The organism is Pantoea sp. NPDC088449, from assembly GCF_044753225.1.
GTDB lineage: Bacteria > Pseudomonadota > Gammaproteobacteria > Enterobacterales > Enterobacteriaceae > Pantoea > Pantoea floridensis.
Genome location: NZ_JBIVMT010000001.1, coordinates 1,895,688 through 1,914,316, shown reverse-complemented (window position 1 = coordinate 1,914,316; position 18,629 = coordinate 1,895,688). Strand labels below are relative to the sequence as shown.

The following is an 18,629-nucleotide window of genomic DNA, read 5'->3' as shown; positions in this document are numbered from 1 at the left end:
CCTCAGCGTCGATCGGCCGGCAATCGTCCGGCTTTGTTCACATCGTACCACCAGTTTTCCAGACCGGTAGCAAACGCAGGTTTAATCTCGGGATGGGAGAATTTGTCCCAGTAAGCCATACGATCTTCGGCGCTGTACCACATCGGAATCATATAGGCATTCCACAGCAGGATGCGATCCAGTGCCTGACCAAGCGGCAGCAGCGCTTTCTCATCGCCCTGATGATCAACGATCTGCTGTACAAAGTGGTCAACGATGGGATCTTTCACCCGCGGTGTATTCCATGAAGAATCAATGAACTCCGATTGCCAGATAGTCCGCAAGCTGGTCGAGGGCCACGGCATCGCGTAATAGAGTGACGGGATCATGTCGTAATCACCTTCACGTAAACGCCGTAAATATTGCGAGCTGTCAATCTGGCGCAGTGAAACTTTAATGCCCAGCCGTTCGAGGCTGTGCTGGAAAGGCAGCGCCCAGTCATTTTGCGTGCCGCTGCGCATCAGCAATTCGAAGCGGAACGGCTGGCCCGTTTTGACGTTCACCAACTGCTGATTTTTAATCTGCCAGCCAGCCTCTTTCAACAGGTTCATGGCTTTGAGTAAGTTTCCACGATCGAACCCGCTGCCATCAGAGCGCGGCGGGGCATATTCATTAGTGAAGATTTGCGGCGGCAATTGCGTTTTGTACGGTGCCAGCAATATTAACGCTTCGGCTTTTGGATAACCTTTTGCCGCGTAGACGGTGTTCTGGAAATAGCTGTCAGTCCGTTTATAGGCGCCATAAAATAACGCTTTGTTCATCCACTCAAAATCGAACGCTAGCGTGATGGCTTCACGTACGCGGCGGTCGGCGAACAGCGGTTTTTCATTATTAAATGCCAGCCAGCGGGTATCGGTAGAGACGGTGTTTGGGATCGTCGATTTAACGATAGCGTGACTGGCAAAATTGCGGCCGCGATATTGCGTGGCCCATTTTTTTGCCGAGCTCTCCTCGCGCAAATCATAAGCGCCAGCTTTGAAAGCCTCAAAGGCGACGTTGTCATCCAGATAATAGTCGTAGCGCAGCGTGTCGAAATTGAAACGCCCGCGGTTAACCGGCAGGTTGGCGGCCCAGTAATCCTTTACCCGGCTGTATTGGATAAATTGACCCGATTTGTAAGACGTCACGCGATAGGGGCCGCTGGCAAGCGGCGGATAGCCAATGGGTTCATTGAACTTTTTGTTTTGCCAGAACTTCTCCGGCAAGACCGGTAGCGTCAGCCAGCTCAACACCCGATCTTTATCCGCTTTGGGCATGTCGATGCGCACGGTAAGACGGTTCAGCGCTTTAACTTCTACGCCACGAAACGCCACGCGAAACTGCGGCACGCCTTCGGTCATAAACTTCTGAAACGTAAACGCCACATCCTGCGCGGTGATGGGGGTGCCATCCTGAAATTGCGCATGGGGGTTAATCGACACTTCCATCCAGCGATAATCGCTTGGGTAGCGCGCTGATTCGGCAATCAGCGGATAGTAGCTGCCCGGTTCATCGTCAGAGGTGGTAAACAGACCGTCGTAGAGCGTATCGGTGCCAATGCCTGGATTACCACGCGAGGCGAAACGGTTGAAGTTGTCGTAAGTACCGACCACGGCCAGCGTGATTTTGCCGCCCTTAGGCGCTGCGGGATTGGCGTAATCGTAATGAGTGAAATTCACCGCATATTTGGGGTCGCCCAGCTTAGCGAAGGCATAGCTTTCGTTGATGGTCGCGGCCTGCAGCGGCGCAATAGCACTACAAACCAACAACGCTGTGATAATACGCAGCAGCATAAGTGAGGCGATCTCCTGTGGTAATCCGCACGTTATGGTAGCAGTTTCATGGGGTTCGCGTGATGTTAACTCAGCGCCCGCTGGCGTTGATAATAGCTGATGAGATTTTCCGGCCTTAACGGGCGGCTAAACAGGTAACCTTGCAAATGGGTTACGCCGCGATTCACCAGCCACGCCGCTTGATCGCCCGTCTCTACGCCTTCCGCCACGGTTTTCAGATTGAGCTTTTTTGCCAGCAGCAACACGGTATCCAAAACCGGAGAGGTGACGGTTTCAGTGCCAATGCTTTGCACAAAACCTCTGTCGATTTTTAGATAATCGAACGGGTATTTTTCCAGATAAATCAGCGCACTGTGACCGGTACCAAAATCATCAATGGCGATCTTAACGTTGTTTGCGTGCAGCCAGGCGAAGATTTCTCCCGCGTTTTTTTCTCTCACCATGGTGCGTTCAGTGATTTCAAAAACATAGTTGAAATGCCCGGCGGGCATGGTGTTCATCCACTCCTCTACATCGCGGCGAAAACTTTCTGAGGCCAGGTGTAGCGGTGAAAGATTAAGGCTAAGACGCGTGCCCTGCGGTAGCTGTTGATGGAGAAACTGAGCATCCCGCGCGACCAGCGTAAAAAGGTGCTGAGTGAGTGGAATAATCAGATTCTGCGTCTCCGCATAACCGATAAAAACATCGGGTGGGATCATGCCTTCCGTCGGATGTGTCCAGCGGAGGAGGGCTTCAACGCCGTATGGCTGGCCGTCATGCGCGGTGACTAACGGCTGGTATTCGACGTGGAACTGCCCCTGTTTAATGGCCAGCATGATCTCTTTGCCCGGCCGCTGATGTCTTGTTAGCAAGAGCCAACTCAATGCCGTGACGAATAACGAGAACAGCAGACCGGTCAGCAGAGCAAGGAGATAATCGCGTGGCGCTAAGGTGGTGCCAAACAGTAAAAAATGCAGAGGGCTATTGTTAAAGGCGATCTCACGCAGCGGAACAGGTAGATCACTGCGGTTTACCACTTGATTGCTGTTGCTCAGCAGCGCCTTGTTGCCCATTACCAACGCCATTCCGGTGATTTCCGGATGGTAGGAAGCCAGCAGCTGATAAGGCGTGAGCGTGATATTCATGGTGGCGAGAATGCCGGTTTCCTCCGCTCCGGGATGCTTCACCCATAACGCCAGCGCCGGTTTGGTCGGCTGCAACGGTGTACCTTCCAGCAAACGCATATCGCGATCGCGTTCCAGTTCAGATTCAGGAGAAATATCGTTGGCGGCCAGCAGGAAGGCACCGGTTGCCGAGGAGCAGTACGCGTAGCTGTCGCGAACCAGCAATATAGCGCGAATATTCCCAGCGAACGCAGCCCGTGATGTCAGCTCGCGACCAACGCTGTTGCAACTAAATTGTGTGTATTGCTGCAGGGGATAAAGCGTATCCGATAGCGTTGAGATGACCTGTTGTAAATCGTCCCGGCTTTGCGCTAACAGTTGTTCATGTTGCTGGCTGCGCTTCTGCCAGGTCAGAGTTAACAGCACCGTAACGAAAAGAAGAAAAAATACCGCGCCTACGATCGCGCTACTCCAGGCGATGCGGCGTGAATAGCTTGCATGACGTTTCAGCGTCCCCGACAGTGGCATGGAGTGCATTCCCCTTGTCTTGCCATTTTTATTATGTTTTTCGCTTTAGTCGCTACCCATTTTTCTTCTTGCGGCCGTGGTAAAAACGGCGTTTGCAGCGCGATGTTTGGGTATCAGGAAGTCAACGAGAATATAACGAGTCAGCAAATAAAGTCTCGTTATATTTTTGATTCTCAATTACTTTTTATGCGTTGGATTTGAGTTAAAAAGCGTTAGGCAAAAAAAAACGCTGCCGGGGCAGCGTTTTCTGATTCTCTGGCTGAGAGGATCTTCAAAGGTGTTCGTTAGCTCGGGTTTTTAGCTAAAACCCGACGCGCTTCGCGGTAACGTGCTTTCCAATAACTGTCGTTTAAACTGGAAATCATGACGCCACTGCTGGTAGACGCGTGAACGAAATTATCGTTACCGAGATAGATGCCAACGTGACGACCGGTTGAGCCCGCGCGGAACAACACTAAGTCACCTGCCCGCAACTTATTGCGTGAAATTTCTTTACCGGTGTCTTGCTGTTCTGACGTTGAACGTGGCAAATCTAAACCGAACTGCTCGCGAAAGGTGCGCTGAACAAAAGCAGAACAATCAATGCCGCGTTTGGTGTCGCCGCCTAAGCGATAACGTACACCTTTCCAGTCACTGTACTGTTCCATGATGCGGGACTTAACGTCCACGTTCTGCACCATTTGTTCAAATTCGTCCTGAGACGCTTGAAGTAAAAAACCATTCTGGTTGTTAACTTCATGATTCTCGTTATTCGCGTTCTGACCGTTATGGGTACTGCTACATGCTGATAAAAGTGTTGCGAGTGCTACTGCGGGAATGATCCGCCTGAGGTATCTCAGTATTGGTTGAGACTTGACCATTATAGGTGTTTTCCTTCGATTTCCTTACGACAGAATGTCGTCAGCCAGATGACAAAACGGATAGAGATTAATAAGTACAACCGTCTAAGACAATTCCTTAATTACTAAAATGTGTTAATGAACACATTTTTGTTGTTTTTGGCACCGCATTTTATGCTGTTGCTTACTAATCGGATTTGAGGTTAACCGATTACAGACCGCGTGGCGAGTGCTTTTATATAAATTTTTATAGCTTTTTTCGATGTGAAATCAATCTGTAACACAAAGGCTATTTTATCAGCAATTCGCAGCGATTTAATAGCCAAATAGCGGTGCAATCAGGGGGTAATTCTGGCGCTAAGGCCGATTTTGAGAGGAGTGGGGCTGGACAAACTCGGAAAAAGGCTATTGTTACGCGTTTTTTATCATAATGTTTTCTTTTATCAGAATAAGGTTAGTTTGCTAATAATCTAATTAAGTTTTCATTAAGCGCGAGCGAGTGACTTTATCTTTTATGATCGCTCGCGCTTAACAATTACGCGTGTGGCTTATATTTGCCCGGAAGTGAACGATTCAACCAATTCACTACCTTGTCGCTGAACGGTGTTAATAAACACCAGCTCATGCCCACCAGAACCACGGATAATGAACCCACAGCGATATCGGTGAACCAATGCGCCCCGGCCATAACGCGCGGCAGAGCGAACACAACGGTAATAATCAAACCCGCCAGGAAGGCGCGGAAGCCGAAATAGCGCCACATAAAGCAGGTAAAAATAATTAGCATCATGCCGTGATCGCCAGGGAAGCTATCTTTCGAAGCATCTTTCGCCGGAATTCCGGTTAATTCACTTACGCGATGCACGTTTTCAAAGAAGAGCGTTGGGCTGGAGTGTTGTACCGGCAGCAAATGGCCGAGCTGGTTAAGAATCACCGCGCTTAGCAGCATGGTGATGCCGATAGCCAGCATGCGACGGCGGCCTTGCGGTGTCTCACGACGCCAGAACCACAGATAAAGCAAACCCATCGCCAGTAGTGAAACCACATCAAAACCGCGGAAGTTAGTGATAGCCACTAAGACAGCGAAGCCGTGATGGTTAACCATCTGATTATTAAAGCCATAAAAAATGGCCTTATCGATACCAAACCAGAACCCGTGATCGGGTGGTAAGTACCATGAAAGGAACAGCATCACCCCCAATGCATTAAGCAGCAGAATGGTGATTAATCGAGAAGCGCGCATAAAAAATAGACTCAAAGTGAAAACAACGTGGCAACCTAACGCATCTAATTTAAACGAATCTTCAACAAGCCCGTCTGCAAAAGATTCCAGTCTGCTGGCTGATGATGGATCAATTCAATACGGCTATCCGGTGGTGTGGTGGGCCGGGTTTCAATAAAGAGGTCCTCACCCTGGCGGTTGATGTTAACCAAACCGTCCGGTGTACGTAACACGCCTTTCACCCGATCAACCGGTGCAAGCCTTGCCCACTCTAGCGCCTGGATCGTATCGAACACCGTATCACCATCAAAAATCCAGCCACAAGAAGCATAGCCTTGGCCTTCATTTAACGCACGTCGCCAGCGCGCCTGACCATCCAGTTTTAATGCCGCCAGCCCTTGTGGACGGGCAGAAGCATGATGATGCGCCGCATCAGGTACCGCACGATCCGCCAAAGCGGGTTGGGTAAGGAGCTCGGGCGCAATCTCTCCCCACGCCGCTTCCACTATTTGACGATCGCCTAAAAACTGCTGCTGCCAATCCTGTAAACGCTGGCGATCTTCATCGCTCCAGCGATCGCTTTTATTGGCGACAATAATATCTGCTGCCACCAGCTGGTCGCGAAAATTCTCGTTCGCCACCACACGTGGATCCGCCAGCTGGCGTGGATCGAGCAGCGTTAAAGTTGCATCAACCTGAATCCAGGGCTGATACACGGCAGCGCGCAGCATATTCAGCAGCTGCTTTGGATGACCAAGGCCGGTAGGTTCGATAATCAGGCGATCGGGTTTCGCCTGTTTCAGCAGCATGTTTAGCCCCACCTGCAACGGCAAGCCATTGACGCAGCACATGCAGCCACCGGGAATCTCTTTCAACGTTGCACCGCGATCGGCCAGCAGCGCGCCATCGATACCAATCTCGCCAAATTCATTGACCAGAATCGCCCAGTTTTCATTGGCAGGTTTAGTGGCTAACAGGTGCAGCAGGGTGGTGGTTTTTCCGCTGCCGAGAAATCCAGTGATGAGGTTTACGCGCGTCACAAAGGGGCTCCCAAAGAAAGAGATAATAGGCGCGCGGAAGTGGGGGATCCGGCGCGCACGGCGTTGTTATACTATAACAATCACCGACGGCCGGAAGGAAGTACGATATCAGTCAGCGCGGCCCATATAGCGTCGTTCTGCAATATGAATGCGGATGCGTTCGCCGTTGCTGAGGTATTCAGGCACCTGAATAGACAAACCCGTACTCATAACAGCAGGTTTAGAGCGGGCACTGGCGGAGGCGCCTTTGATGCCCGGCGACGTATCGACAATTTCCATATCAACCGTTTGAGGTAATTCCAGTGCCAGAACCTGGCCGTCCATCGTCAGCACCTGAATGCCCGGAATACCGCCTTCAGGAATAAACAGCAGCTCTTCTTCGATTTGGTCTTTCTTGAAGTTGTAAGGCGTGTAGTCTTCATCATCCATAAACACGTATTCATCACCGTCTATATAAGAGAAGGTGACGGCGCGGCGGCTGAGCGAAATGGCATCAATAATATCGTCGCCCTTAAAACGCTCTTCCACTTTCAAGCCGGTGCGGACATCGGTAAAACGCATCTTATAGAGCGTAGCGGCACCGCGCGCACTGGGGCTTTGCACATCAATGTCTTTCACCAGCAACAGTTTGCCGTTCCAGGTGACTGCCATCCCTTTTTTTATCTCATTTGCCTTTGGCATTGTGCTTTTCTCGCTGACTGAAGGTTAATGCGCGTCACGTTACTCGCGCGACGAAAAACTGGCAAGTGAGGCGGTGTAAAATTGTTGCGCGGGCATGGCATTCACTGCATCAGCCTGTTATTGTCGCGGCGAATTCTCTACAGGAGCGCATGATGTTTTGTCGTGACCAGTGCGGTGCCTGTTGCACAGCCCCCTCAATCTCTTCTCCCATTCCAGGGATGCCGCACGGCAAGCCAGCAAACACGCGCTGCGTACAGCTCGACGAACAGCAGCGCTGCAAAATCTTTGGCTCGCCACTGCGCCCTGCGGTATGTGCCGGTTTACAGCCAAGCGCAGAAATGTGCGGCAACAGCCGCGATAGCGCCATGACTTTCCTGCTCAAACTGGAAGCCGAAACGGCGCCTTAAATGGCGGAATATCGCTCACTTAAGCAAAAAATGCCTTTTTATGCAGGTGCGCATGAATGCGCACCCTACAAAAACCCGGCTTTATCCGCGTAGGGTCACCATTCATGGTGACCAATTCACACTTAACTGACGAGCCTTACACCATAAATGGCCAGCTGACGCAGTGCTGAACGATTTGCCTTAATGTGCCCAGCTGTTACAGCAAATGCATCAGCTTGCCTGACGGTAAAAATCTTAAATTCAGCATGAAGTGTGCGTAGCATCAAAAATCTGCTACTCAGATCGCGCATTTTCTTGCCTGAAGGACATTGCTGTACCATATTCCCTGAAACGTTTCAGCGTTGCGACGACGGCCAAGTCCGTGATGCGTGGCGCCTTTTTTTACCCGATAGCTGAAACGATTCAATACAGCAAGCGAGGAGAGATATGTTCCAGCTCGAAGTTCAGGCTATTCATACCGGTGCTAATGCACAGAATAAAGAAGAGGCCATTCGCCAGGTTGCCGCTGCGTTAACGGCTGCGGGAAATGTGGCCGAAGGCTACGTTAACGGCATGCTGGCGCGCGAACAGCAAACTACGACCTTCCTGGGTAATGGCATCGCCATTCCACACGGCACCACCGACACCCGCGATCTGGTACTGAAAACCGGCGTACAGGTTTATCAGTTTCCGCAGGGCGTTGATTGGGGCGAAGGGCAAACGGCGTATGTGGCCATCGGTATTGCCGCGAAATCTGATGAACACCTCGCGCTGCTGCGCCAGCTTACCCATGTATTAAGCGATGACAGTATTGCTGAACAGCTGAAAAGCGCCTCGGCAGAAGAGCTGCGCGCGTTGCTGATGGGCGAAAATCAGGCGGCTGAGTTCAAATTCGATACCTCGCTGATAGCCATAGATGTTGCGGCCAGCGATTTAATCACCTTGCAGGCGCTGAACGCTGGTCGTCTGCAAGCGGCAGGCGCGGTGGATACGTCATTTATTGCCGATGTGGTTTCGCGTACGCCGTTGAGTCTCGGGCAGGGCATTTGGCTCAGTGATAGCGCTCAGGGCAATCTCGGCAGCGCCGTGGCGGTAAGCCGTGCTGCTGCACCTTTCCAGCATCAGGGCGAAAATGTCGCGCTGCTGCTCACCGTTGCGGCTAACGATCAGCGGCCGCTGGAAGTGTTGGGCTATCTCAGCAATCTGCTGCTGGCCAACAAAGCTGAACGGCTGCTGAAGGCGGATGCCGCCGGCATTTTGGCGTTGCTGACCAGCGAAGTGGATGAAGCCGCCGAGTCGCTGACCGCGGAATTCACTATCCGCAATGAGCACGGCCTGCATGCGCGTCCGGGTACCGCGCTGGTGAGCGTAATCAAACAGTTCAATAGTGACATCTCCGTGACAAACCTTGACGGTAGCGGCAAACCCGCCAACGGCCGTAGTCTGATGAAAGTGGTCGCGCTGGGCGTGAAAAAAGGCCATCGCCTGCGCTTTACCGCCAGCGGCGAAGACGCACAGCAGGCGCTGAACGCAATTGAAGAAGCCATTAATTCTGGTTTAGGCGAGGGGGTTGCATGAGCCGTCGTGTCGCAACAATTACATTAAATCCCGCTTACGATCTGGTCGGTTACACGCCTGAGATCGAGCGCGGTGAAGTTAACCTGGTAAAAACCACCGGTCTGCATGCAGCGGGTAAAGGCATTAACGTTGCCAAGGTACTGAAGGATTTAGGCATCGATGTCACCGTCGGCGGTTTTCTCGGCAAAGAGAATCAGGATGGTTTTCAGCAGCTGTTCAGCGAACTGGGCATTGCCAACCGCTTTCAGGTGGTGCAGGGCCGCACGCGCATTAACGTCAAGCTGACGGAAAAAGATGGCGATGTGACCGATCTCAATTTCTCCGGATTTGAGGTTACAGCGCAGGATTGGGATCGTTTCACGGCGGACTCGTTAACCTGGCTCGGCCAATTCGACATGGTATGCGTCAGCGGTAGCTTGCCAGCGGGCGTTGCGCCAGAAGCATTTACCAAATGGATGAGCGATCTGCGCACGCTCTGTCCTTGCATCATCTTCGACAGCAGCCGTGAAGCGCTGGTCGCTGGTCTGAAAGCCGCGCCCTGGTTGGTTAAACCGAATCGTCGCGAGCTGGAAATTTGGGCCGGACGCAAGCTGCCTGCGCTGCAGGACGTGATTGATGCCGCGCATGAACTGCGCGAGCAGGGCATCGCGCACGTGGTGATTTCTCTCGGCGCAGAGGGCGCGCTATGGGTTAACGCTTCCGGCGAATGGATTGCCAAACCGCCCGCCTGTGAAGTGGTCAGCACCGTGGGTGCAGGCGACTCTATGGTCGGCGGCCTGATTTACGGCCTGCTGATGCGTGAATCCAGCGAGCACACGCTGCGTCTGGCAACGGCAGTGGCGGCGATGGCCGTCAGCCAAAGTAACGTTGGCGTTACCGATCGTACCCAGTTGGCCGCGATGATGGCGCGCGTCGACTTACAACCCGTTAACTAACAGCAGGAGAGCGATAATGAAAACGCTGCTGATAAAAGATTCTTCACTGGGACTGGCGTCAGGACATCTGGCGCTGGAACACTTACGCGCCACTGCGACGCAGGCCGGATTAACACTCACCGATAATGCCGCTGAAGCAGAGCTGGTGCTGGTTGCGGGCCATAACGTGCCTGATGATGCGCAGTTGGCAGGCAAATCTGTGGCGCGGGTGGATGTGCAGCAGGCGCTGCGCGATCCGCTGGCGGCGATCAATCAAGCCAAAGCAAGCGCCAAAACCTGGCAACCTGCGACGTCGGCAGCTGCTGTACCGGTTGCAGCGCAGAGCAGTGGCCAGAAACGTATTGTCGCGGTGACCGCGTGTCCAACCGGCGTGGCGCATACCTTTATGGCTGCCGAAGCCATTCAGGCCGAAGCAACCAAGCGTGGCTGGTGGGTGAAAGTAGAAACCCGTGGTTCAGTCGGCGCGGGCAACGCCATCACGCCAGAAGAAGTGGCCGCAGCCGATCTGGTGATCGTCGCGGCGGATATCGACGTGGATCTGGCGAAATTTGCCGGTAAGCCGATGTACCGCACCTCAACCAGCCTGGCATTGAAAAAGACGGCTCAAGAGCTGGATAAAGCGCAGGCTGAAGCGAAAACTTATCAGCCGAGCGGCAATCAGACGGCTAGCGCGCAGAGCGACAGCAAAGAGAAAGCCGGTGCGTACCGTCATCTGCTGACCGGCGTTTCCTATATGCTGCCGATGGTGGTGGCGGGTGGTTTGAGCATCGCGCTCTCTTTTGCCTTCGGTATTACCGCCTTTAAAGAGCAGGGCACCCTGGCCGCTGCACTGATGCAAATTGGCGGCGGCAGCGCCTTCGCCCTGATGGTTCCGGTTCTGGCCGGCTTCATTGCCTTCTCGATTGCGGACCGTCCGGGTCTGACACCAGGTCTCATCGGCGGCATGATCGCCACCAGCATTAACGCCGGTTTCCTTGGTGGCATCATCGCCGGTTTCATTGCCGGTTACGCCGCTAAAATGCTCAGCAGCAAAGTGAAACTGCCGCAGAGTATGGAAGCGTTGAAGCCGATTCTGATCATTCCGCTCGTCGCGAGTTTGATTACCGGTCTGCTGATGATTTACGTGGTCGGTAAGCCAGTGGCTGGCATCATGAGCGGCCTGACTCACTGGCTGGCCAACATGGGGACGGCTAACGCGGTTCTGCTGGGGGCGATCCTTGGTGGCATGATGTGTACCGATATGGGCGGCCCGGTGAACAAAGTCGCCTATGCATTTGGCGTTGGCCTGCTGAGTTCGCAAACCTACGCGCCAATGGCGGCGATTATGGCGGCCGGTATGGTGCCACCGCTGGCGATGGGCCTGGCGACGATGGTTGCGCGTCGTAAGTTTAATAAAGGTCAGCAAGAGGGCGGCAAAGCGGCGCTGGTGCTCGGCTTATGCTTCATCTCTGAAGGTGCGATTCCATTTGCTGCACGTGACCCAATGCGTGTGCTGCCATGCTGTATCGTGGGTGGCGCGGTAACAGGCGCAATTTCGATGGCGATTGGCGCCAAACTGATGGCACCGCACGGTGGTCTGTTCGTGCTGCTGATCCCAGGCGCGATTACGCCAGTGCTGGGTTACCTGATGGCGATTGTGATCGGTACCGCAGTGGCGGGTCTCGGCTACGCGATTCTGAAACGTCCGGAAGAAGAGCTGGCGAAAGCAGCGTAACATTCGCCAGACGTGAAAAAGGGAGCCTCGGCTCCCTTTTTTGTATCCTGTAGGGGCGCCATTCATGGCGACCTGGTTATCACATTATCCCTGTTGCTCAGCCTTCAACCACGCAATCTCATCCTTCCAGATATCCGGATTGATGGTTTCCAGAATCATCGGAATGCCGTCAAAACGTTTATCCTTCATCAGCCAGCTAAACGCCGTTTTGCCGATATTGCCTTCACCTAAGCTGTGATGGCGGTCAACGCGGCTGCCCAGCGTGCTTTTGGCATCATTCAGGTGCATGCCGCGCAGATACTGGAAACCAACGATGCGTTCAAATTCGCTAAAGGTCTCCACACAGGCTGCTTCGCTGCGCAGATCGTACCCACCGGCAAAGGCGTGACAGGTATCAATACACACGCCAACGCGCGACTTATCTTCTACATGCTCAATAATGGTGGCGAGATGTTCGAAGCGGAAACCAAGGTTGCTGCCCTGGCCGGCGGTGTTTTCGATGACAGCGACCACACTGCTGGTTTTATCCAGCGCGATGTTAATCGATTCGGCGATACGCTTCAGACAGGCTTCTTCTTCAATCTGCTTAAGATGGCTGCCTGGATGGAAATTCAGCAACGTTAAGCCCAGCTGTTCGGCACGTTGCATCTCGTCGAGAAACGCATCACGTGATTTTTCCAGCGCTTCCATCACCGGATGGCCGAGGTTAATCAGATAGCTATCGTGTGGCAGAATCTGCGCGGAGGTAAAGTTGTACTGGTCGCAGGCGGTCTTGAAGGCATCAATGACTTCACCCGAGAGCGGCGCCGCACGCCACTGGCGCTGGTTTTTAGTGAACAGCGCAAAGGCTGTGGCTTCAAGTTCGTGGGCACGGATCACTGCCTGGTCCACGCCGCCGGATGCACTGACGTGTGCGCCGATATATTTCATGCCGCTCTCCTGATTGGGCGATTGCTGCTGCAAAGCGCCCATCATAGCGGATGCCGTTAAGCCATGAAATGTTGCACCAGCACATTGAGTGCGCCGCCGCCCAGAATCAACCAGCCAAACATCACCAGTCCGAGCAGCAGCGGTTTAAAGCCAGCCTGCTTTAATGCGCTAAAGCGGGTGGTCAAACCCAGCGCGGCCATCGCCATTGCCAGCAGCAAATTTGCCAGCTGATTGAGCGTGCCAACCACCTGGGCAGGCAGTAGATGCAGCGAGTTAAACAGCGCAACGACAATAAACAGCAGCGCAAACCACGGGAAGCTGGCGGATGTCGGCTGTGCAGCCTGCTGGCTACGCTGGCGCTTCAACCAGCTACCTAGAATCAGCAAGAACGGCGCCAGCATCATCACGCGCAGCATTTTAGCGATGACCGCGGTGTTTTCCGCCTCGGCACCCATCGCGTGTCCGGCTGCGACGACCTGCGCCACTTCATGCAGCGTAGAACCGGTGAAGATGCCGAAATGGGCTGCGCTGACGTTAGGCAGCAGCGTCCACAGCAGCGGATAAATCACGATGCCTATCGTGCCAAACAGCACCACCGTCGCCACGGCCACCGCCACTTTTGACGGTGGCGCTTTAACGATAGGCTCGCTCGCCAGCACCGCCGCTGCGCCGCAAATGCTGCTGCCCGCGCCAATTAGCCATACGGTTTCGCGATCCATCTTCAGCAGACGAATGCCGATAAAACAGGTCAGCAGGAACGTTGAGCTGAGCACTAGCGCATCAATCAGCACGCCGCTGATACCCACATCGGCAATCTGCTGCACGGTAATACGAAAGCCATAAAGGATGATACCGAGGCGCAGCAAGCGCTGCTTCGCCAGCAGCACACCACTGTCGCAGTGTTCGGTGATGTGTGGATAAAGGGTATTGCCCAGCACGATGCCCAAGATTATCGCTAAGGTTAGCGCGCCGAATCCGGCACCCGCCAGCCACGGCTGATTGGCTAACCACGCCGCACCACCGGCAATGGCCGCGGTGAGCAGTAAACCCGGCAGCCAGTGATGTAGGTGAAACGGGGGTTTATTGACGCTTAGCTCAGCCATATCTTTCTCCTCGTAGGGGCGGCATTCATGCGGATGAAAACCAAAATTAGAAAGCGCACATTCCGTAGCGGCGCAATTCATTGCGCGATAAATCGCGCCGCTACAGGATCTGCGATGATTTATGCCGTGAGTTTGTCTAACGTTTTTCCAATGCCTAAATCCTGCGCTGCGCTGGTTTAAAAGTAAAATTGATAATATATTTATAATTAATCGGAATAAGTAATAGATGAGGAGGGCGCATGCACATCACGCTGCGTCAAATTGAAGTGTTTACCGAGGTGCTGAAAAGCGGTTCAACCACCCAGGCATCACAGGTGCTGGCGCTGTCGCAGTCGGCGGTCAGTGCGGCGCTGGCGGATTTGGAGAATCAACTTGGCGTGCAGCTGTTTGGTCGGGTCGGCAAGCGTTTGGTGGTCAATGAGCATGGACGTTTGCTCTATCCGCGCGCCGTTGGCTTGATGGAGCAGGCGGGTGAGATTGAGCAACTATTTAAAGAAGATAACGGGGCGATTCGCCTGTTTGCCAGCAGCACCATCGGCAACTATTTGTTACCGGGCATGATCGCCGCCTATCGCCGTGACTTCCCCACGCTGCCGCTGGAGCTCAGCGTCGGCAATAGCCAGGATGCGATTAATGCCGTGGCGGATTTCCGCGTGGATATTGGCCTGATTGAAGGTCCGTGTCACGAGCTGGATATTATCAGCGAACCGTGGCTGGAGGATGAGCTGGTGGTATTTGCCGCGCCCGATGCCGCAATCCTGCAGCAGCCGATTACGCTGGCAGCGCTCGCCGCCGCACCGTGGATTCTGCGCGAGCGCGGGTCGGGTACGCGTGAAATCGTTGATTATCTGCTGCTGTCGCACTTGCCACAGTTTCAGCTCGGCATGGAGTTAGGTAATTCGGAAGCGATTAAACACGCGGTGCGTCATGGCATGGGCATTAGCTGTTTATCGCGGCGCGTGATTGCCGATCTGCTTGAGGCGGGCACGCTGGTGGAAGTTGTTGTTCCGCTGCCGCGCCTGACGCGTACGCTCTATCGCATCCACCATCGTCAGAAGCATGTGTCGAAAGCGTTAAGTCGCTTTTTATCGTATTGCCGTGAATAATTGCGGCTTTTATTACGCTGCGGCTAATAATTTCCGGCCGATCATGAAGGTAACTAATAACCCGACGTGAATGCTATACAGCTTGGGTCTTGGTGCTACAATCGCGCCTTATTTTTATCCAGCATAGCGTTTACACATGCATAATGACTCAAAAACAACACAACAACCTGGATTGCGCCGTGAATTAAAAGCGCGTCATCTCACTATGATCGCCATTGGCGGTTCCATCGGTACCGGCCTGTTTGTCGCCTCGGGTGCCACCATCTCTCAGGCAGGACCGGGCGGTGCGCTACTTTCTTATGCGCTGATTGGCCTGATGGTTTACTTCCTGATGACCAGCCTTGGCGAACTCGCGGCCTTTATGCCGGTTTCGGGCTCCTTCGCCACCTACGGCGCCAAATATGTCGAAGAAGGTTTCGGCTTCGCACTGGGCTGGAACTACTGGTACAACTGGGCGGTGACCATCGCCGTTGACCTCGTCGCCTCGCAGCTCGTCATGAATTACTGGTTTCCGGATACGCCCGGCTGGATCTGGAGCGCGCTGTTCCTCGGCCTGATGTTCCTGCTCAATTACATCTCGGTTAAAGGCTTTGGCGAAGCGGAATACTGGTTCTCGCTGATCAAAGTGACCACCGTCATCATCTTTATTGCGGTTGGCGTGTTGATGATTACTGGCATCATGCGCGGCGCTGAAAATGCCGGCTGGCATAACTGGACGGTCGGCGAAGCACCGTTTGCCGGTGGTTTTGCTGCGATGATAGGCGTGGCGATGATCGTCGGCTTCTCCTTCCAGGGCACCGAATTGATCGGCATCGCCGCCGGTGAATCACAGGATCCGGCGAAGAACATCCCGCGTGCGGTCCGTCAGGTATTCTGGCGTATTCTGCTGTTCTATATCTTCGCGATTCTGATTATCAGCCTGATTCTGCCGTACACCGATCCTAAATTGCTGCATAACGATGTCACTGACATCGCCGTAAGCCCGTTCACGCTGGTGTTCCAGAACGCCGGTCTGCTGTCTGCGGCGGCGGTGATGAATGCCGTTATTCTGACGGCGGTATTATCTGCAGGTAACTCGGGCATGTACGCCTCAACGCGTATGCTGTTTAACCTGGCTCGCGAAGGCAAAGCGCCACGTATTTTCGGCAAGCTGTCGAAGGGCGGCGTGCCGCGCAACGCGCTGATCGCCACTACCGTGGTGGCGGGATTGTGCTTCCTGAGTTCGAAATTTGGTAACCAGGAAGTGTATCTGTGGTTGCTGAACACTTCAGGCATGACGGGCTTTATTGCCTGGTTGGGCATCGCCATCAGCCATTACCGCTTCCGTCGTGGCTATGTGGCGCAGGGGCATAGCCTGGCCGATCTGCCGTACCGCTCCGGCTTCTTTCCGCTGGGACCGATTTTTGCCTTTATTCTGTGTCTGATCATTACGCTGGGGCAGAACTATCAGGCCTTCCTTGCCGATCGTATTGATTGGTACGGCGTAGCGGCAACCTATATCGGCATCCCGCTGTTCCTGATTATTTGGTTGGGTTATAAGCTGGCACGCGGCTCACGCTTCGTGAAGTACAGCGAGATGGAGTTCCCAACGTTTAAAGAGTGAGTCGCCATGAATGGCGATCCTACGACACAGAGCGCGCATGATGCGCGCTTTTTTTAACATTTGTTACCTGGATATAATTGATAATTATTATCACCTGCACTATTGTGGCTGCCGTTATGATTTCGACAAGAAACAGGTAGAACAATGCGTACCACGGACGCCACGCTGGTGGCGGAAAACGGCCATCAAGCCGACACCATGACACGTTATCGCCAGGTACTGCGTCAGCGACTGTTGTTAATTGGCGTGTTGGTGCTGGCGATACTGGCATCGGTGATTCTGGATTTCACTCTCGGCCCGGCTGGGCTCTCCCTCGACACCTTGTGGCAAACGCTGACGCATCCCGATGCGGTTGATGCGGGCACGCGCGTGATTGTATGGGACATTCGCTTGCCCTACGCGCTGATGGCAGTGGTGGTGGGGTTTTCGCTTGGTCTCGCCGGTGCAGAGATGCAAACCATCCTGAATAACCCGCTCGCCAGCCCGTTTACGCTTGGCGTTTCGTCGGCGGCGGCCTTTGGCGCCGCGCTGGCCATCATCCTCGGTATCGGTATTCCCGGCATTCCCGATCAGTGGTTTATTTCCGCTAATGCCTTCGTGTTTGCGCTGTTTGCCGCGCTGATGCTGGATGGCGTAACGCGCTGGACTAAAGTTTCGACCTCTGGCGTGGTGCTGTTTGGTATCGCGCTGGTGTTCACCTTTAACGCGCTGGTCTCGATGATGCAGTTCATCGCCAGCGAAGATACGCTGCAAGGCTTAGTGTTCTGGACCATGGGCAGCCTGGCGCGTGCCTCGTGGGAGAAGCTCGGTGTATTAACCGCCGCGTTTGCCATCCTGATCCCGTTCTCCATGTTCAGCAGCTGGAAACTGACCGCGCTGCGCCTCGGCGAAGATCGTGCCGTGAGCTTTGGCATTGATGTGCGCCGTCTGCGTCTGGCGACGCTGCTGCGCATCAGCATTCTCTCCGCGCTGGCGGTGGCCTTTGTTGGGCCGATTGGTTTTATCGGTCTGGTCGCGCCGCACATTGCCCGCATGATGTTTGGTGAAGATCACCGTTATTATCTGCCCGCCAGTGCGCTGGTTGGTGCGCTGGTACTGTCGCTGGCGTCGGTAGCCTCGAAAAACCTGATTCCTGGCGTAATCATCCCGGTGGGGATTGTGACGTCGCTGGTCGGCGTGCCGTTCTTCCTCAGTATTATTCTGCGTCATCGGGGGACGGTGTAATGGAACAGGGATTACGTCTTAGCCATTTCTACGCCGGTTATCCAAAGCGCAAGGTGATTGAAGATCTCAACGTGCCCGCACTGCCGCGCGGAAAAATCACCGTGCTGCTGGGACCGAACGGCTGTGGGAAATCAACGCTGCTGCGCGCGCTGGCCGGTTTGAGCAAAGGGCAGGGTGAGCTGTGGCTCAATGGTGAAGAGCTAATGGGCCAGCCGTTTGCCCGGCGGGCGCAGCGCGTGGTGTATCTGCCGCAAACCTTGCCAGCGGGCGTGCATTTGCACGTGCTGGAATCAATTATTGTGGCGCAGCGCGCGTCAGGTGGCTTGCACAGCGCCTCGAGCGAAGCGGAGATTATGCATCTGCTGGATCAGCTCGGCATCGCGCATTTAGCCATGCGCTATCTCGATCAGCTTTCTGGCGGGCAAAAACAGTTAGTTGGCCTGGCGCAATCGCTGATCCGCCGTCCGGAGCTGCTGCTGCTGGATGAGCCGCTGAGCGCGCTCGATCTTAACTACCAGTTCCACGTGATGGATTTGGTGCGCCGTGAAACCCGTCTGCGCAACATTGTCACGGTGGTGGTGGTGCATGATATCAACATCGCGCTACGTCATGCTGACCATGCCCTGATGCTCAAAGAGGGTAATCTGTTGGCTGACGGCGAACCATCAAAGGTAATAACGCCAGAGACGTTGGCGCAGGTGTATGGCGTGCGGGGGCGTATCGAACATTGCTCGCGCGGCATGCCGCAGGTGATGATCGATGGATTGGCGGAGACGCTGGTTTAAATAAGGTGCGCATGAATGCGCACCCTTCTTAGGGTCGCCAT

The 18,629-nt window shown here is 54.1% G+C and carries 16 protein-coding genes; 8 read left to right on the top strand and 8 right to left on the bottom strand.

Going from position 1 to position 18,629, the window contains the following annotated elements:
* Positions 1–2: 2 nt before the first annotated feature.
* From ACIP6T_RS09070 to yeiP, 6 genes are all read right to left on the bottom strand, one after another.
* A complete protein-coding gene (locus ACIP6T_RS09070; RefSeq protein WP_400456510.1) occupies positions 3–1,811 on the bottom strand; it encodes an extracellular solute-binding protein in 1,809 nt (602 codons plus the stop codon).
* Between the two features lie 65 nt (positions 1,812–1,876).
* Positions 1,877–3,442 (bottom strand): cyclic di-GMP phosphodiesterase, encoded by a 1,566-nt coding sequence (locus ACIP6T_RS09065; protein WP_400456508.1) that lies wholly within the window; start codon positions 3,440–3,442, stop codon positions 1,877–1,879.
* Positions 3,443–3,726: 284 nt separating this feature from the next.
* The gene (mepS, locus tag ACIP6T_RS09060) at positions 3,727–4,302 is read right to left on the bottom strand and encodes a bifunctional murein DD-endopeptidase/murein LD-carboxypeptidase (protein ID WP_097096639.1); all 576 of its coding nucleotides are present in this window, start codon (positions 4,300–4,302) and stop codon (positions 3,727–3,729) included.
* Positions 4,303–4,816: 514 nt separating this feature from the next.
* On the bottom strand, positions 4,817–5,524 hold the full coding sequence (locus ACIP6T_RS09055; RefSeq protein ID WP_400456506.1) for a phosphatase PAP2 family protein: 708 nt from the start codon (positions 5,522–5,524) through the stop codon (positions 4,817–4,819).
* A gap of 44 nt (positions 5,525–5,568) precedes the next feature.
* Positions 5,569–6,543: a GTP-binding protein gene (locus tag ACIP6T_RS09050; RefSeq protein ID WP_097096641.1), complete on the bottom strand. Its 975-nt coding sequence runs from the start codon at positions 6,541–6,543 to the stop codon at positions 5,569–5,571.
* Positions 6,544–6,651: 108 nt separating this feature from the next.
* Positions 6,652–7,224: an elongation factor P-like protein YeiP gene (yeiP, locus tag ACIP6T_RS09045; RefSeq protein WP_097096642.1), complete on the bottom strand. Its 573-nt coding sequence runs from the start codon at positions 7,222–7,224 to the stop codon at positions 6,652–6,654.
* A 152-nt stretch (positions 7,225–7,376) separates the two neighbouring features.
* Here yeiP and ACIP6T_RS09040 point away from each other — a divergent pair, with 152 nt between their 5' ends.
* The 4 genes from ACIP6T_RS09040 (at position 7,377) to fruA (ending at position 11,837) form a co-directional block, all read left to right on the top strand.
* Positions 7,377–7,631, top strand: a complete 255-nt coding sequence (locus ACIP6T_RS09040) for a YkgJ family cysteine cluster protein (protein WP_097096643.1) — start codon at positions 7,377–7,379, stop codon at positions 7,629–7,631.
* A gap of 426 nt (positions 7,632–8,057) precedes the next feature.
* Positions 8,058–9,188, top strand: a complete 1,131-nt coding sequence (fruB, locus tag ACIP6T_RS09035; protein ID WP_400456504.1) for a fused PTS fructose transporter subunit IIA/HPr protein — start codon at positions 8,058–8,060, stop codon at positions 9,186–9,188.
* Complete coding sequence (fruK, locus tag ACIP6T_RS09030; RefSeq protein ID WP_097096645.1) at positions 9,185–10,123, top strand: 1-phosphofructokinase; 939 nt, start codon at positions 9,185–9,187, stop codon at positions 10,121–10,123. Before fruB ends, fruK begins: the two co-directional genes overlap by 4 nt.
* Positions 10,124–10,139: 16 nt before the next feature.
* Positions 10,140–11,837: a PTS fructose transporter subunit IIBC gene (gene fruA, locus ACIP6T_RS09025; protein ID WP_400456501.1), complete on the top strand. Its 1,698-nt coding sequence runs from the start codon at positions 10,140–10,142 to the stop codon at positions 11,835–11,837.
* A gap of 84 nt (positions 11,838–11,921) precedes the next feature.
* On the opposite strand, the gene nfo is transcribed toward fruA, so the two are convergent.
* Both nfo and ACIP6T_RS09015 read right to left on the bottom strand, forming a co-directional pair.
* Positions 11,922–12,767, bottom strand: coding sequence for a deoxyribonuclease IV (nfo, locus tag ACIP6T_RS09020; protein WP_400457113.1), 846 nt, complete (start codon positions 12,765–12,767; stop codon positions 11,922–11,924).
* 56 nt (positions 12,768–12,823) lie between these two features.
* Positions 12,824–13,870, bottom strand: coding sequence for a YeiH family putative sulfate export transporter (locus ACIP6T_RS09015; protein ID WP_400456499.1), 1,047 nt, complete (start codon positions 13,868–13,870; stop codon positions 12,824–12,826).
* A 239-nt stretch (positions 13,871–14,109) separates the two neighbouring features.
* On the opposite strand from ACIP6T_RS09015, the gene yieE reads away from it, so the two are divergent.
* The 4 genes from yieE to ACIP6T_RS08995 all read left to right on the top strand — a co-directional run bounded on the left by yieE (position 14,110) and on the right by ACIP6T_RS08995 (position 18,588).
* Positions 14,110–14,976: a DNA-binding transcriptional regulator YeiE gene (gene yieE / locus ACIP6T_RS09010; RefSeq protein WP_400456497.1), complete on the top strand. Its 867-nt coding sequence runs from the start codon at positions 14,110–14,112 to the stop codon at positions 14,974–14,976.
* 136 nt (positions 14,977–15,112) lie between these two features.
* Entirely contained in the window at positions 15,113–16,579 is a 1,467-nt protein-coding gene (locus ACIP6T_RS09005; RefSeq protein WP_097096649.1) for an amino acid permease, read from the top strand.
* A 198-nt stretch (positions 16,580–16,777) separates the two neighbouring features.
* The gene (locus ACIP6T_RS09000; protein ID WP_400457111.1) at positions 16,778–17,803 is read left to right on the top strand and encodes a FecCD family ABC transporter permease; all 1,026 of its coding nucleotides are present in this window, start codon (positions 16,778–16,780) and stop codon (positions 17,801–17,803) included.
* Complete coding sequence (locus tag ACIP6T_RS08995; protein WP_400456495.1) at positions 17,803–18,588, top strand: ABC transporter ATP-binding protein; 786 nt, start codon at positions 17,803–17,805, stop codon at positions 18,586–18,588. Before ACIP6T_RS09000 ends, ACIP6T_RS08995 begins: the two co-directional genes overlap by 1 nt.
* Positions 18,589–18,629: the final 41 nt, after the last annotated feature.

Bases quoted from the DNA above. Each gene is read 5' to 3' on its own strand.
- ACIP6T_RS09070 (WP_400456510.1), bottom strand. From the start codon at position 1,811: ATGCTGCTGCGTATTATCACAGCGTTGTTGGTTTGTAGTGCTATTGCG.
- ACIP6T_RS09065 (WP_400456508.1), bottom strand. From the start codon at position 3,442: ATGCCACTGTCGGGGACGCTGAAACGTCATGCAAGCTATTCACGCCGC.
- mepS (WP_097096639.1), bottom strand. From the start codon at position 4,302: ATGGTCAAGTCTCAACCAATACTGAGATACCTCAGGCGGATCATTCCC.
- ACIP6T_RS09055 (WP_400456506.1), bottom strand. From the start codon at position 5,524: ATGCGCGCTTCTCGATTAATCACCATTCTGCTGCTTAATGCATTGGGG.
- yeiP (WP_097096642.1), bottom strand. From the start codon at position 7,224: ATGCCAAAGGCAAATGAGATAAAAAAAGGGATGGCAGTCACCTGGAAC.
- ACIP6T_RS09040 (WP_097096643.1), top strand. From the start codon at position 7,377: ATGTTTTGTCGTGACCAGTGCGGTGCCTGTTGCACAGCCCCCTCAATC.
- fruB (WP_400456504.1), top strand. From the start codon at position 8,058: ATGTTCCAGCTCGAAGTTCAGGCTATTCATACCGGTGCTAATGCACAG.
- fruK (WP_097096645.1), top strand. From the start codon at position 9,185: ATGAGCCGTCGTGTCGCAACAATTACATTAAATCCCGCTTACGATCTG.
- fruA (WP_400456501.1), top strand. From the start codon at position 10,140: ATGAAAACGCTGCTGATAAAAGATTCTTCACTGGGACTGGCGTCAGGA.
- nfo (WP_400457113.1), bottom strand. From the start codon at position 12,767: ATGAAATATATCGGCGCACACGTCAGTGCATCCGGCGGCGTGGACCAG.
- ACIP6T_RS09015 (WP_400456499.1), bottom strand. From the start codon at position 13,870: ATGGCTGAGCTAAGCGTCAATAAACCCCCGTTTCACCTACATCACTGG.
- yieE (WP_400456497.1), top strand. From the start codon at position 14,110: ATGCACATCACGCTGCGTCAAATTGAAGTGTTTACCGAGGTGCTGAAA.
- ACIP6T_RS09005 (WP_097096649.1), top strand. From the start codon at position 15,113: ATGCATAATGACTCAAAAACAACACAACAACCTGGATTGCGCCGTGAA.
- ACIP6T_RS09000 (WP_400457111.1), top strand. From the start codon at position 16,778: ATGACACGTTATCGCCAGGTACTGCGTCAGCGACTGTTGTTAATTGGC.
- ACIP6T_RS08995 (WP_400456495.1), top strand. From the start codon at position 17,803: ATGGAACAGGGATTACGTCTTAGCCATTTCTACGCCGGTTATCCAAAG.